At 58.7% G+C, this 14,312-nt stretch carries 9 protein-coding genes and 1 tRNA gene; 6 read left to right on the forward strand and 4 right to left on the reverse strand.

The annotated features are described in order from the left end of the window. Nucleotides 1-306: 306 nt before the first annotated feature. The gene (locus PSR62_RS19580; RefSeq protein WP_274404690.1) at nucleotides 307-1,857 is read right to left on the reverse strand and encodes a family 16 glycoside hydrolase; all 1,551 of its coding nucleotides are present in this window, start codon (nucleotides 1,855-1,857) and stop codon (nucleotides 307-309) included. Between the two features lie 257 nt (nucleotides 1,858-2,114). Between PSR62_RS19580 and hemB the strand changes: the two genes are divergently transcribed. The 6 genes from hemB to PSR62_RS19610 all read left to right on the forward strand — a co-directional run bounded on the left by hemB (nucleotide 2,115) and on the right by PSR62_RS19610 (nucleotide 9,971). Then, nucleotides 2,115-3,083: a porphobilinogen synthase gene (gene hemB, locus PSR62_RS19585; RefSeq protein ID WP_274408259.1), complete on the forward strand. Its 969-nt coding sequence runs from the start codon at nucleotides 2,115-2,117 to the stop codon at nucleotides 3,081-3,083. A gap of 166 nt (nucleotides 3,084-3,249) precedes the next feature. Further along, the gene (locus PSR62_RS19590; protein ID WP_274404691.1) at nucleotides 3,250-3,903 is read left to right on the forward strand and encodes a class I SAM-dependent methyltransferase; all 654 of its coding nucleotides are present in this window, start codon (nucleotides 3,250-3,252) and stop codon (nucleotides 3,901-3,903) included. 659 nt (nucleotides 3,904-4,562) lie between these two features. Continuing rightward, a complete protein-coding gene (locus PSR62_RS19595) occupies nucleotides 4,563-4,970 on the forward strand; it encodes a GntR family transcriptional regulator (RefSeq protein ID WP_274404692.1) in 408 nt (135 codons plus the stop codon). 86 nt (nucleotides 4,971-5,056) lie between these two features. Next, a complete protein-coding gene (locus PSR62_RS19600; protein ID WP_274404693.1) occupies nucleotides 5,057-6,064 on the forward strand; it encodes an ABC transporter ATP-binding protein in 1,008 nt (335 codons plus the stop codon). Then, nucleotides 6,061-8,577, forward strand: coding sequence for an ABC transporter permease (locus PSR62_RS19605; RefSeq protein ID WP_274404694.1), 2,517 nt, complete (start codon nucleotides 6,061-6,063; stop codon nucleotides 8,575-8,577). Before PSR62_RS19600 ends, PSR62_RS19605 begins: the two co-directional genes overlap by 4 nt. A gap of 8 nt (nucleotides 8,578-8,585) precedes the next feature. Next, complete coding sequence (locus PSR62_RS19610; RefSeq protein WP_274404695.1) at nucleotides 8,586-9,971, forward strand: hypothetical protein; 1,386 nt, start codon at nucleotides 8,586-8,588, stop codon at nucleotides 9,969-9,971. Nucleotides 9,972-10,970: 999 nt separating this feature from the next. Here the strand turns inward: PSR62_RS19610 and tgt are convergent. From tgt to PSR62_RS19625, 3 genes are all read right to left on the reverse strand, one after another. After that, nucleotides 10,971-12,095: a tRNA guanosine(34) transglycosylase Tgt gene (tgt, locus tag PSR62_RS19615; protein ID WP_443217303.1), complete on the reverse strand. Its 1,125-nt coding sequence runs from the start codon at nucleotides 12,093-12,095 to the stop codon at nucleotides 10,971-10,973. A 5-nt stretch (nucleotides 12,096-12,100) separates the two neighbouring features. Further along, entirely contained in the window at nucleotides 12,101-13,432 is a 1,332-nt protein-coding gene (locus tag PSR62_RS19620; RefSeq protein WP_047814806.1) for a tetratricopeptide repeat protein, read from the reverse strand. 235 nt (nucleotides 13,433-13,667) lie between these two features. After that, a tRNA-Thr gene (locus tag PSR62_RS19625) sits at nucleotides 13,668-13,741 on the reverse strand. Nucleotides 13,742-14,312: the final 571 nt, after the last annotated feature.

Raw genomic sequence — 14,312 nt, forward strand, 5'->3', positions numbered from 1 at the left:
AGTGCAGTGTTCCTGACGTCTTGCAAACCCCGCCCGTGAAACGGGAGGGGTCGGAAAGCGAGCGTTCAGCGAGATTTCCGGGGGAGGGCAGTCCGCGCCCATTCCCTGCTCGGCCCTCACCCTCGCGTACGCCTGAACGGCGTCGCTCGACCTCTCCCCAAACTGCGTTTCAGGAGAGGTGCGCCGCGTGAAAACCCGCTAAAACGCGGCCTCGATAAACGCCACGACCTTGCAACGGGCGGGGTTGCTAAGACGTTCCGAGCACGCCTCAAATGGCCAACGTCCCAATCCATCCCTTCGACAGACCTACTTCAATTCGCGAATTTGGATGTCACGCCAGCGGACTTCGAACGGGCCGGTGCCGGCCTTGATGCCGTGAACCTGCAACCCGAGGAATCCGTTGGTGGAGGACTCGGGGTCTTGGATGTCGCTGATCTTTTGATCGCCGATCCAAACTTGAATCCGGTTGCCTTGGGCTCGCACGAGATAGCGATTGAACTGATTGTTCTTGTACGCGTCCTTGATCGGCTGCTCCTTCGTGATCCATCCGCGTCCGGTGGCTTCGGAGTAGATGTAACCGGCTTCACCAGGAGCGGATTCAATTTCGACCTGGGGACCGTAGACTCGTCCGCCCTTTTCGCGAGACTGGGAACGAATTTGAACACCGCTGTTGAGACCTTCGTCCACGTTGACTTCGAACGTCAGCTCAAAGTTGCCGTAGTTCTCGTTGCTGCACAAGAACGAGTTCGGGCTGCCTTCTGAGGTCGTGCCGACAACCGCGCCGTCTTCGACTCGGTACTTGGCGGTTCCGTTCTTGCGGTTCCATCCGTCCAGGCTCTTTCCATCGAACAACGACTTCCAACCGTCCGCTTTCAAATCAGGTGCGGCATCAAAGTTGACGTTGCCGTTCGATGTGGCAGCTTTTCCATCGCCCTCGACTTCGGATGCCTGGGCGGGATCGCCTGTCGCGGCTTCGTCGCTGCCCATTTTGGCAGCGGAAACGGCAGGCAGGGTAACGTTGCCGGTGGCGGCCCACTCCGTGCCGCGACGCAGCGAGGTTTGAAACGCCAGCCCCTTGATGGCAGGAACATCGTGTCCGAGCGTCGTGTGGAAGACACGGCCCTTTCCAAATTCGATCGTCATCAGGATGGGCTCATGCTCTCCCGTGCCGCCCGTTGCAGGGTTGCTGTAAGCGGTCGCCAACACGTTCATGTTCTCGGCCGGGCCGCGCAGTTTGCCGTACAGTTCATCGGCGACTTGCAGGAACGACTTGGGCAATCCAGCAGTGATGGGGTGCGAAGCATCGCGGACAACCATCATGAACGGCACGCGTTTGCCGTGCTGGCCGCCGCCGCCCTTGGACATGTCCCGCGTGAATTTCTTTTGGTCTTCTTTCCAACGGACATACGGACCATCCTTTTCGTTCCGACCGCCCCAGCCGCCCACGCCGATCATGCGGTTGTAGGCATCCCAGTGGGGGAATGAATTGTCGGCCGCGTGAACGGTCACGAATCCGCCGCCGTCACCGACGTAGGCCTCGAAGGCCTTTTCGGTTTCGCTCGACCAAGCTTCGCCGTTGTAGTTCGACACCACAACGTCGTAGTCAGCGAACTTCGGTGCAAAACCGGACTTGTCTTCGCCTTTGCCCGGCGCAGTCGCGACGGTGACCTGGGCGAAGTCACCCGATTCCAAGGTGGCTTGGATCAGAGGCGTGGTCTCTTGCCACTTGTGATTGTTTTGGCCGTCGATCAGCAACACGTTCAGCGGTTTGGACTCCGCTGAATCTTGTGCGGTGGCAACCGCGGACGAGGCGAGCACCGCGAAGGCGGCGAGCAAGGTGCAAAGTCGAAATTTCATCGGCGTTGTATCTGTGGGGTGGGTGGGGCAAGGTGAAATTCGAAAACGTCCCTTTCGAGACGTGATTGAGCGGGGAATCAGTTTAGCAGATCGGCCGGGTAGGCTTGGCACGTTCTGTGACGCAAAATGGGAAACGTCTCGCGGTGGTTTGTGCTCAGCCACAATCGCCGCCGCTGTTCCTCCAACGATTTCAGGGTGCTCTTTTGTCCCGATTTTCTGGCCCACCCGCTCCGCGTGCCGCTTTCCCCGCCACCCGATTGCGCCGTGTCCGAGCGACGGATTGGTCGCGCCGCCTCGTCCGAGAAACCACTTTGTCGGTCGACGATTTGATCTGGCCGCTGTTCGTAATGGATGGCTCCGGCCAACAACCCGTCGGATCGCTGCCCGGCGTGAACCGGTTGGGAGAGGGCGAAATCGTCGCCGCGGCCCAGCGAGCCGTCGACCTGGGTATCCCCGCGATCGCGTTGTTTCCAGCCACGGATCCGAAATTGAAAACCGAGGACGCGGCCGAAGCGTTCCATCCCGACAACCTGGTGTGCCGGGTCACCCGCCAAATCAAAGACGCGGTTGGCGATTCGCTGGGCGTGATCCTCGACGTGGCACTGGACCCCTACAGCAGCCACGGCCAAGACGGGCTGGTTCGCGACGGGCAAGTCATCAACGATGAAACCGTCGACGTGCTGTGCAAGCAAGCGATCGTGCAAGCGGCGGCGGGATGCGACATCATCGCGCCGAGCGACATGATGGACGGACGCATTGGCGCAATCCGAACCGCCCTGGATCAGGCTGGTCACTCGAGCGTTCAGATCATGTCGTATGCGGCGAAATTCGCCAGCGCGTTCTACGGACCATTCCGGGACGCGGTGGGCTCGGCAGCCAACCTCGGGGCCGCCGACAAAAAGACCTACCAGCAATCGCCGTCGCAGTCCGACGAAGCGATTGCCGAAGTCGCTCTGGACCTGGCCGAGGGAGCCGACAGCGTGATGGTCAAACCCGGGATGCCATACCTGGACATTGTCGCTCGCGTCAAAGAAACCTTTGGCGTGCCAACGTTTGCCTATCAAGTCAGTGGCGAATACGCGATGCTGCGTGGAGCGGCCGACGCCGGCTGGCTGAACGGAGAGGCGGTGATCCTGGAAAGCCTGCTGTCCTTCAAACGAGCCGGCGCTGATGGGGTGCTGACCTACTTCGCAGCCGACGCAGCGGAACTGCTGCACCGCAGTTGATCTCGCTCAACAACGTTCTCGTAGGATGGTCTTCCAAGACCATCCTGGAAATTCCGCAAGTCCGCCTGCCCAGACCGCCCATGTCGAACGCGACGGTCTTGGAAGACCATCGTACGGGCGACAAACCGCTTCTCTCTTCATCCGATCTTTCACGAACGCATTCAACATGGCCGACTCGCTTTCATTCGCTTGGCACTGGGAAGACACCTTGATCGCTGGCAAAGAACGGCCGCTGGCGGTCGCCTCGGATCCCGATGCGATGTTGATCGAAGCATGCGAACGCCAGGACGCAGGCGAAGAAGGCGTGATCGATCCGTTCTGGGCAACGACCTGGCGGGCCGCTTCGGGACTGGACCGCTTCTTGGATCGCGTTCCCATTCACAACCAAGATGTCTTGGAAGTCGGCTGCGGAACCGGACACGCCGGCATCGCCGCTTTGCTGCGTGGGGCTCGCGTGACCTTGACCGACGGTGTGGAAGACCCGCTGCAATTGGTGCGGCTCAGTTTGTCTCGTCTGGGATTGCACACGGACGTGCAAGTCTTCCGATTGGGCGAGGATTCGCTGGCCCCCAAGAAGTTCCCGTTCATCCTGGGCAGTGATGTCACGTACCTCCGCACGCTGTGGCCAGAACTGTTGCAGTCGGCCGCGGAACATTTGACCGACGACGGGCAATTGATCTTGAGCGATCCGCAACGGCTGATCGCGACGGAGTTCTCCCAATGGGTGAAGGACCAACCCTGGGACTACACCGAGCACACCGTGGAAATGGACGACGACCCCGAGCACCCCATCCGCATCATGGTGTTGACGCAGGATTAGCGAGCCGCCTCCGACTCGGAGTAGCCGGATTCGCCAGAATTCGGAGTCACCAAGTCGTCGGATTTTGCGAGTCGTTAAGATCCGAATTCTGGCGAATCCGGCTACGAAGAAACGAGCAACGTCCTGCGTTTTTCTGCACAGCAACAAAGTAGAACAGTTGTCCCCAACTGTTTGCGTGCCAGGGATGGAAGCTTCGAGTCGCGCAAAGCGAACACGGTGAATCTTCGAAGTGGGGTGTGGCCCCGCGATGTCATCCTTCGCGGCGGAACAATGGGGCACAATTGTTCCACTCTGGTGATGGCTCGTGCGTGCCTCGCTTTGTCGCACAGCAACAGAGTAGAACAGTTGTCCCCAACTGTTTGCGTGCCAGGGATGGAAGCTTCGAGTCGCGCAAAGCGAACGCGGTGAATCTTCGAAGTGGGGTGTGGCCCCGCGATGTCATCCTCCGCGGCGGAACAATGGGGGACAATTGTTCCACTCTGGTGATGGCTCGTGCGTGCCTCGCTTTGTCGCACAGCAACGGCGTGGTCGCCAGGTACAACCTGGCCTACCGATTGTTTGGCCAAATTTTCTTTGCAAAAATCGCTTGACCCCACTGCCGCACCGCTGTACCGTTTAACCAGTACACCAGTTAACCAGCTTTGGGCATCGGTGCGAACATGTTTTTTACAGTCGACCCTTCCAACGGTGTGGCGATCTATTCTCAGATCGTTCGCCAAGTGAAATTCGCCGTCGCGGAGCAAACCTTGCGTCCGGGACAACTTCTCCCCAGCGTTCGGCAACTCAGCCAGCAATTGGCGGTCAACCCGAACACCGTGGCTCGGGCCTTTCAAGACCTGCAATCCGAGGGCGTGATCGAAACGCTTCGCGGACGCGGCGTCGTGGTTTGCAAGGGCGCCGTCGAGCGTTGTCGCAAACAGCGGCAATCGATTCTCGCCGCACGCTTGTCGGCGGTGCTGACCGAGGCTTTGCAGGCCGGACTGTCAGCCAAGGAGGTCCGCAAACTCGTTGACGAGCAACTGCGGACCCTCGACGGAACCATCGAAGCGATTGCCGAGTTGCAATGAGCTTGCCGTGCGGGCGAGCCAGATGGCTCGAACGCGTTTGATTCGACGCACACTGACCACCATCTCATCGAAGCAGGATCGTCATCATGAACCCCGTCATCTCGACCGATCAACTGACCATGCGTTTTCGAGGCTGCGATGCCTTGCTGGGCGTGGATCTGACCATCCAGCCCGGAACCGTGTTTGCCTTGCTGGGCGAAAACGGTGCCGGCAAGACCACACTGATCCGAATCCTCACCGGGTTCCAAAAACCGACGTCTGGTTCGGCCTCCGTTTGCGACTTCGATCCACTGAAACAACCGCTGGAGGTTCGTCGCCGGGTTGGCTACGTCTCAGACAATCCCGCCTTGTACGACTGGATGACGGTGGGCCAAATCGGTTGGTTCACGGCCTCGTTCTACCCGGAGGGCTTCTACGAAAACTACCGCGAATCGATTGCGAAGTACGAGATCCCCGAGGACCGCAAAATTCGCGTGCTGAGCAAAGGCCAGCGAGCCAAGGTCGCCTTGTCGTTGGCTCTCGCACACGACCCAGAACTGCTGATCCTGGATGAACCGACGTCGGGTCTGGATCCGATGGTTCGCCGTGAGTTTCTGGAAAGCATGATTGGCCGGGCCGCATCGGGCCGAACCGTGTTCCTTTCCAGTCATCAAATCAACGAAGTCGAACGGGTCGCCGACACGATCGGAATCCTCCACAACGGGAAACTCCAAGCCTGCGAACCGCTGAACGATCTGAAGGGATCGATGACGGAACTGACCGTGTCGCTAGACGATTCGTTGGTGGAACTCCCGACGCTTCCCGAGCCAGCCCAAACGCTACTCGAAGAAAACCAAGGCCGCCAACGCCGGGTGCTGGTGCGGAACTTTGAGCCGTCCATGATCCCGGTGATCGAATCGGCCACCGGCGTCGTCGCGGTGAAGGATCGCACAATGACGCTGGAGGAGATCTTCATCGCCCACACTCGAAAAGGCTTTGCGGGCCCGCCCGGACCGCCTCCTGAAACATCTCGCGGCCCGTCTCCATCGCCGGAGCCACCAGCCGGCGACGGCGGACGAGAATCCGAGGTGGTCACGTCGGGAGAGCAATCATGAATGACACACGCGTTTGGCAAGGTTTGCTCTGGAAAGAGGCCAAGCAAATCGTTCCGTTGATAGGCATGCTGCTGGGAGTGACAGCGTTCCTGTTCATCGTCTGGGCCGCCATGTCCCAAAACCTCAATGTCACGCTGAGTGCGGCGGGAAATATCGTCCCCCTGATCATGCCGGCGCTGTTTGCCGCGGGTGCGGGAGCGATCTTGATCAGCCATGAAAAAGAAACCCGCACACTGAACTGGCTGGCATCCTTGCCGATCCCCGTCCGGCCCATCGTGGCCGCCAAATTGCTCGTTGCGATCGTTGGCCTGCTTTTGATGTGGGTGGGATGCGTCGTGCTGGCTTTCCTCGCTGGACTGGAACAAAGCCCCACGCAATCGGGAACCTTCGAACTCAGCCAAGTGCACCCCGCATTTTGGTTTGTGCATTCGTTCTATGTGCTGCTGTGCGGGTTCTACACCTCCTGGCGGAACAAGAACGCCTTCCCGGCTTTGGTTTGGATCATTCCTCTGGCGCTGCTGCCGTTTTTCGTGGCGGAGATTTGGACCTCACTGTTTCAAAGTTCAACGGGGCAGTTCACCGACGTGAATCAAAAAACCTGGGTGCTGGGAATCATCACCAGCCTGTTTCTCCCCGCCATCGGCTGGCTGGCGTATCGCGCCGGCACCACTGCTTTGCAAGCCGATGAACCGGACGACCTGCGGCCTCGTGATTCGCTGACTTCGGTGGATGCGTGGCGTCCACCCGAAATGGCGACTCCTTCCCGCCAACCGTTCCGCGACAGTTATGCGACCATGGTTTGGCAGACCGTCCACGCTTCGCCTTGGATGTCACTGGGACTGCTGGTGCCGCTGGCTGCAGGAGCCATCGCCTGGCTGGTTGCCACCAACATGCACGACTCCCTGCAAAGCTGGATCGGAACCTCCATTCAAACCACCATCGGATTGGCATTGCTGGCCGTATCGTGGCTGGGCGTGGGTGTGTTCACCGGTGACGGGGCAGCGGTCCGGCTGAAGTTCTTGGCCGACCGCGGTGTCTCGCCGTCACGAGTTTGGCTCGGCCGGCATTGGTTTGGACTCAGCTCCCTGGCGGCGACCGCCCTGCTGATCTTGGCAGTGCAAGTCCTGATCGGATCCCCCGATCCGATCGAGCATCAGAGAGCCCCGATCCCGGAAATGTCGCTGCTGACAATCGCCTCGGTGCTCCTGGTCATCTACGGAGTTTCGCAGTGGGTCAGCCAAGTGGTGCCGATGCTGGCCGCTTCAGCGTTTCTGGCCCCCGTGTTGTCGCTGGTTGCCCTGGCCGCTTTGGCCGACGCCGGGATCGGAAATGGGGTCCGGTTTGGCTGGTTGCTGTCGATTGCGTTTCTGCCTTTTATCGCAACTTGGTGGACCATGCGAACGTTCATGGATGGCAACCGAGGGCTGGGATACTGGGCGTTCAACGTGGTGGCAGGACTCGCATTCATGTTCCTGCCAACCGTTCCAGTTTCAATTGCCCGTTCACAACTGCCACAAATGTCGGCAGAGCGTGTGGCAGAACTCCTACCAGAAGCACAAAAACTGGACCGCCAGCATTCATTCAATGCCATCTCAATGCGTTATGGCGACCTGGAATTGCAAGATGATCTCAGCGTCTATGCAGGTGTGGAAATCGATGGTGAAACAGCCGTCGATCGAATGCGTCGCCGAGAACTCTTGTCTCCTGATGCTTGGATTGTGATTGGAGACATGGATGACGCTCCACTCCGAGGGGACCAGGGGATCATCAAAAGTGCACTGGATGCCGCCTCACTCGTGAAGATTCGATGGCAGCAAAACCCGGACGACCAAGCCGAGAAAGAACGCCTCGGCGCATTCTTCAGTCGCCTGACAACTGTGGTTCGCCGCCTGCGGATGAGCACACGCTGGATCGACCAAGAAATCGCCGACCAGACCGAGATTTGGCTGGTTGCCAACTTGATGGACCCGACGCTGCAACCACTTCAATCGGAGCCTTTCTACCAAGAGGCCGTGGCCTTGGTCGGCGATTTTGAAGCCCGCCAAGAAGCACGGCGAATGGCGTTGCTGGTGTGCTGGATTCGCGACCGGAAATCGCCGTCGCTCCTCAGAAGAACAAACGACGGAGTGGGCCCCTCCGATCACTGGCTAGAAAAAATCCCGGCAGGGTGGCGTCACTCGGTTTTGCACCGGAAATTCGGAGCGGTCGTTGATCGCTGCTTGAGCTTGATCGAAAAGTCAAACTCCAAGGCCGCGATGGAAGCAGACTTTCGTGCTTTGGACCTACTCGTCGGCCAACCCGGTGGCGAATTCGAAACGGGGCCGTACGGAGACCTTTATCGAGATGGCCAGGACTCCAACGCCCTGACCAAGAACTTTTCTTATCTCGGCTACCCGGCCACGAACTGGTTCGAAACCTGGGAATACGACGCACAGCAATTAGCGATGACGCCCCAGGTCCCGAAGGAAGATTCCGCAACCCCGCAAATCCCATCGGTGGAGGAAATTCAATGAGCAATCGAATGTCCGAGAGAACGTTTCGTGCGGCAATGTGGGCCCCACCAGTCCTGTTGATTGCTTTGCTCGCCTGGGGATTTACGTGTGAGCGATGGGCGACTTCCCTGTATCACGAACGCGTGACGGCACTCGCGAAGGACGGCGTGCCGGTGACTTCCACCGCGATGCTCAAAAAATACAACACTGACGTGTCGGCTGATCATGCATTGCAGTGGAAACAACTACTCGACGCAGCGAGTCATGTGCAAGCAATGAACCGTGATTCCGTGGCTGAGATGGAAGACATTGTTCCTGAATCGGAGCCTTGGCAGGCTGAACTGTTTGCAGAAGCAATCAGCGAACAGGCAAGGCCGGTGCTGAGCCAACTGAGGGAGTTGCTCGAGTCAGATCAGCCCGTCTGGCAGGATGCTCACCTGGAAAGGCGGCACTGGTCCACTGGCTACGAAATCCGTTCGTTGCGATGGTTGCTGGACAACGAGTTTCGGCTCGCATTTCATGCAGGGGACTCACAACGAGCACTCGAAACGCTCCAGACAGTTGCCAAACTTCGAGATCGGATCGACCAACAAAACGAGATACTCCAATCCGTTCGACGCGCACTATCGAACGAACTGAACAAAACGATTCGCCAATCGGTCAGGTTCCCCTTCTGGAGCGAACCAGAACTCGGTGAATTGCTGCGTTTGGTCCTGGCAACCAATAGCGATGTGAACGTGGAGGCGCTCAACCAAATCCGGCTGGAGAGGTTCGTGACCTCATACCCGTTGAAAGACACCGGTCGCTGGGTTCAGTTCGAAGATGACTACACCCGGGACGTGCTCCCCTTTGGAGCTTCCAGCGTCCATGCGTTGGCGGCGTTGGACTGGCTGAAGTCGTCCGCCGAAACGGCACGACCTCCACGCCAGAGCCGAACCCGCGGGCGCTCCACCGAGTCAAAGGAACGCGAGGCTCGCACCGAAACGATTGATCAGTCTCGGAGCTTGGTCGCTATTCCAAACGCAACTTTGAATTCCAGATTGCAGAGTCACTGGAACGTGCCCGATCAGTGGTTTCGCAATCAGGCGGACGCCTATCAGGATGAAAGACGTTGGACGTCAACGGGCGTCTACCTACGAAAATACCAAGTTGTCCATGGCGAATACCCAACACAATTGTCCTCGTTGCAGTCCGTCGGTGCCACGCCGGAATCCTGGACACACAGCACGGGAGAACAACTCGGCTATCGCGTCGATAGAGATGGGAAAGCGGCCGTCCTCTGGACCGACGCTCGCAACAACTACGCGGAAGACGAGAAAGGCGTCGGCAGCATCCCCTACAGCGAACGCAACTGGGGCGCCGGCCGAGCCGACCACTACGAGCTCTGGTTGCGGGGAGACGCCACCGATCAGTAGCCAGAATTCAGCAGTAGGCCAGGTTCCACCTGGCGCTGGTGACTGGACGGCCCTCACTAAACTTGCCCCGCAAACGCTGCACGCCTCGCTTTGTTCCAAAGCATCGGCCAGGCTGCCAGGCACAACCTGGCCTACGCTTGCGAGCCAACCAAAGTAGGCCGGACCGAAGCGATAGCGGAGTTCCGGCCCCCCAGCAGAACAACCGCTGGCCCCCGACGCTCGCGTCCCATCACAAACCAAATCCGTAGGTAGGCCAGGTCCCACCTGGCGCTCGCGACCGGACGGCCCCCACTGAACTTGCGTCACAAACACCGCACGCCTCGCTTTGTCCCAAAGCATCGGCAAGGCTGCCAGGTACAACCTGGCCTACGTTTGTACGCCAGCCAAAGCAGGCCGGACCGAAGCGATAGCGGAGTTCCGGCACCCCAGCAGAACAACCGCTGGCCCCCGACGCTCGCGTCCCAGCACAAACGCAAATCCGAAAGTAGGCCAGGTTCCACCTGGCACTGGTGACTGGACGGCCCTCACTGAACTTGCCCCGCAAACGCTGCACGCCTCGCTTTGTTCCAAAGCATCGGCAAGGCCGCCAGGTACAACCTGGCCTACGTTTGTACGCCAACGAAAGTAGGCCGGACCGAAGCGATAGCGGAGTTCCGGCACCCCAGCAAAACAACCGTCGGCCCTCAACGCTCGCGAGCCCAGCACAAACGCAAATCCGAAAGTAGGCCAGGTTCCACCTGGCGCTCGCGACCAGACAGCCCCCACTGAACTCGCGTTACAAACACCGCACGCCTCGCTTTGTTCCAAAGCATCGGCCAGGCTGCCAGGTACAACCTGGCCTACGCCTCTCAATCCTGACGCACCAGCGCCCCATCACACTTCTCGGGCGACCCCATGCGTCTCTGCATCAAAAACGTTTCGACACTCGACGCCGCTCGAATTCATCCCACGCAAATCACTTGCAACATTTGAATTCTTGGCGAATCCGGCTACCGAGTGCTACGACGAAACCGATTCTCGATACGGCTCATGGCCCCAACCCGCGAGCTTGGCGTTTTTAAAGGACTCAAATTCGCCCGCTTCGATGGCGTCTCGAGTCGCCTGCATCAAACGGCCGTAGTACATCAGGTTGTGATGCGACAGCAAAATCGGACCAAGCATCTCGCCCGCAACAAACAAATGCCGCAGATAACCGCGACTGTGCCGGCATGCGAGGCACGGGCAATCGTCCATCAGCGGCCGAGTGTCCAGCTTGTGGACTGCGTTGCGTAGCTTCAGCGGTCCTTCATCCGTGAACGCCAAAGCGTTCCTGCCGTTGCGAGTTGGCATCACGCAATCGAACAGATCAATTCCGCGAGCGATGTTTTCCAGCAGGTCACGTGGCGTGCCGACGCCCATCAGGTACCGAGGTTTGTCCGCCGGCAAATGCGGGGTCGTGAACCCCGTGGTCGTGTACATGTCTTCGGGAGGTTCCCCCACCGACAACCCGCCCACCGCGTAGCCCTCAAACGACATCGCCGCGAGTTCCGACGCGCATTGCTGACGAAGCGTCCGGTCCAGCCCACCTTGAACGATCGCGAACAGAGCCTGGTCCTCACGGTCCGCGGCGTCGCGACAACGAGCGGCCCAGCGAATCGAGCGGGCCAGCGCGTCCTCGACTTGCGTCATCGGAGCAGGCAAGGCGATGACGTGATCCAAGACCATCGCCACGTCGCTGCCGAGAGCTTGCTGGATTTCGATCGAATGCTCCGGCGTCAGCTCGATCTTGGCGCCGTCGATGTGTGAACGAAACGTCGCCGCATGTTCGGTGACCTTGTTGATCGCCCCCAGCGAGAAGACCTGAAAGCCACCCGAGTCGGTCAGAATGGGACCGTCCCAGCCACACATTTTATGCAGACCACCAAGAGCCGCGACCGTTTCGTGACCGGGTCGCAGACGCAAGTGGTAGGTGTTGCCCAGGATCATGTCCGCGCCGGTGGCGGCGACTTGATCAATCGTCAGGCCTTTGACCGTTCCAAGCGTTCCGACCGGCATGAAGCCGGGCGTGCGAACGGGTCCTCGCGGCGTGTGAAAAACGCCGCGTCGGGCACCTCCATCGGTGCCAATCAATTCGTAGCGGAACAAGCGGGTCAGTCGCCCCGCATCTTCAATCCGAGGTCAGCCAACTTCTCACGCACTTCGTTCAAGCTGGTCACACCAAAGTTCTTGCACTCCAGCATGTCGTCACCCGATTTACGGATCAGCTCACCGATGGAGTTGATCTGCAAACGAGTCATGCACTTGCGAGCACGAACAGACAGGTTGAGATCAGCAATCGGCCGTTCCAGCAACGCTTGTTCGTCAGGCGACATGTGCGAAGTGTCGACAGGCGGGTCGCTGGATTTCTTTTCGCCAGCGAACTGGCCAAGCGACAAACCTTTTTGCGAAAGCATTTCGCGAATTTCGACCAAGCTGGTTTCGCCGAAGTTCTTGCTCGAAAGCAATTCTTGTTCGCTGTGGCGGGTCAGGTCGCCAATCGTTTCGATGCCCATCTTTTGCAAGCAGTTGCGGCTTCGAACGCTGAGTTCAAAGTTTGCAACGGGCATGTTCAACGTTTGGGCCAAACGATCGTTGCGACGCTGAGCTTCTTCGTCGTACAGCATGTTGCCGGTCGCCGAAGCGTCCTTCATGTACAGCTGTGTGCGAGGGTGATCGGGATGACAATCCAGGATTCGCTTGTAGCACAACTGGGCTTTGTCGTATTGCCCGTTGTCTTCGTACATGACGCCCAAGTTGATCAGGGCACCGATGCCAGTGGGGAACGCCTTGGCAGCACGTTCATACAACCGCAGGGCTTCGTCATCGTTGCCCAAACGGTCGTTTTCAAGAGCCAATCCGAACAAGGCACCCGCGTGATTTTCGTCGGTCGAAACCGCACGCTGGTACAGGTTGATGGCTTCTTCCATGCGACCACCGATTTGAGCAGCGGTTGCCGCACGCTGGTACATGTAGTCCGCGGTTTGTTCAGCGGGACCAAAGATATCGTCCAAAATCGCCATCGCTTCTTCGATCTTGCCTTGATATCGCTTGGCTTCCGCGATGCCAATTTTGCATTGGTCTTCGTTGTAGCCGGACGTCTTGGCTTGTTCGTAGCCCTCGATCGCACCGTCGAAGCTCGACAGTTCGAATTGGCAACGAGCATTGTAGAACAGCGCCATCGCACTGCCATCGGCTGCCGAGAGTGTTTGAGAGGCGTCCTTGAATCGGCCCAGCAAGAACTGACAAACACCCATCTTGGTTTTGCCGGCAGGAGTCAGGGCGTCGTCCTGCTCCATTTCGTTGACCGCGTCGCGCAGTTCACCAAAATGTCCGTAGTTTTCGGTGATCGCCTGCCGAATCTCGGCGACGTCGCTGGGGCCGAACGAGTTGCTCGCCAGAACCATTTGCTTCAGGTCGAGAACTTCGAGTTCGACTTCGCTCATCTTCGTTTTGTCCGGGGCTAACTTCGGCTCGCTCGCACAGCGATCCGAAAGGAGGGAAAAGAGTCAGGTGGCGCTCAGGATCCTGCAAGCCATGTGCTCGGCAGGAACGCTATGTTTCTACGTTCTACTGAGTGTCTACGTTTCTACTGAAATTCTGCCGAGAGACCGGCCCGCAAAAATGCGACGCCCAAAAGTCCCCAACAGTGAATGACAAAAATATTTTTTTGCCGATCTAAGCCAGCGGCCGGATTTGAACCGGCAACCCTCGCATTACGAATGCGATGCTCTGCCAATTGAAGCTACGCTGGCGACTTTTCCAGAGAATACGTGTCTTTGGGCTAAAACGTCAAGGGCCGTCGGGACAGCGACCGACCACCCGAGAGAGCTCGGAAGTCATCCCAATGCGTAAAAAATTCCACATTTTTTTGCGAGGACGGGAAAAAAATTCCTAAAATTCTAAAAAAGTTTCCCGAAAATTTCCCACCGCACGTCACCACACGTCGGTCACCCATGCCCACCGACCTGGCACCCCGACGCGTCAGGGCTGTCTGATTGAATCCGAACCTGAAGCGTGAGCGAGGGACCACGTGCCATTGCAACGAGCCTGTGGGTCCCTCGCTCACGCGTCCGGTTGTGAACTCGAGTCAATCAACAAGCCGGTCAGCGAGGCACGCGCAGCGAAACTCCGATCGAACGTCGATGACGATCACCGCTTCGCTGAGCACGAGCGCGACAAAGAGCCAGAACAGCACGAATTGCCAACCACCTTCCCAGCCACAACCCGCGTGATCTTCGCCCCGGACGGGGCCGACTTCCGTAGCTCGGGGCGGAAGCCGAATGGCACTTACTTCACCCTCCCTCAGGGAGGGTCGGCCCGCTT

This window comes from Rhodopirellula sp. P2, from assembly GCF_028768465.1.
Lineage (GTDB): Bacteria > Planctomycetota > Planctomycetia > Pirellulales > Pirellulaceae > Rhodopirellula.

Coding starts and splice junctions, on each gene's coding strand:
- PSR62_RS19580 (WP_274404690.1), bottom strand. CDS start 1,857: ATGAAATTTCGACTTTGCACCTTGCTCGCCGCCTTCGCGGTGCTCGCC.
- PSR62_RS19590 (WP_274404691.1), top strand. CDS start 3,250: ATGGCCGACTCGCTTTCATTCGCTTGGCACTGGGAAGACACCTTGATC.
- PSR62_RS19595 (WP_274404692.1), top strand. CDS start 4,563: ATGTTTTTTACAGTCGACCCTTCCAACGGTGTGGCGATCTATTCTCAG.
- PSR62_RS19600 (WP_274404693.1), top strand. CDS start 5,057: ATGAACCCCGTCATCTCGACCGATCAACTGACCATGCGTTTTCGAGGC.
- PSR62_RS19605 (WP_274404694.1), top strand. CDS start 6,061: ATGAATGACACACGCGTTTGGCAAGGTTTGCTCTGGAAAGAGGCCAAG.
- PSR62_RS19610 (WP_274404695.1), top strand. CDS start 8,586: ATGTCCGAGAGAACGTTTCGTGCGGCAATGTGGGCCCCACCAGTCCTG.
- PSR62_RS19620 (WP_047814806.1), bottom strand. CDS start 13,432: ATGAGCGAAGTCGAACTCGAAGTTCTCGACCTGAAGCAAATGGTTCTG.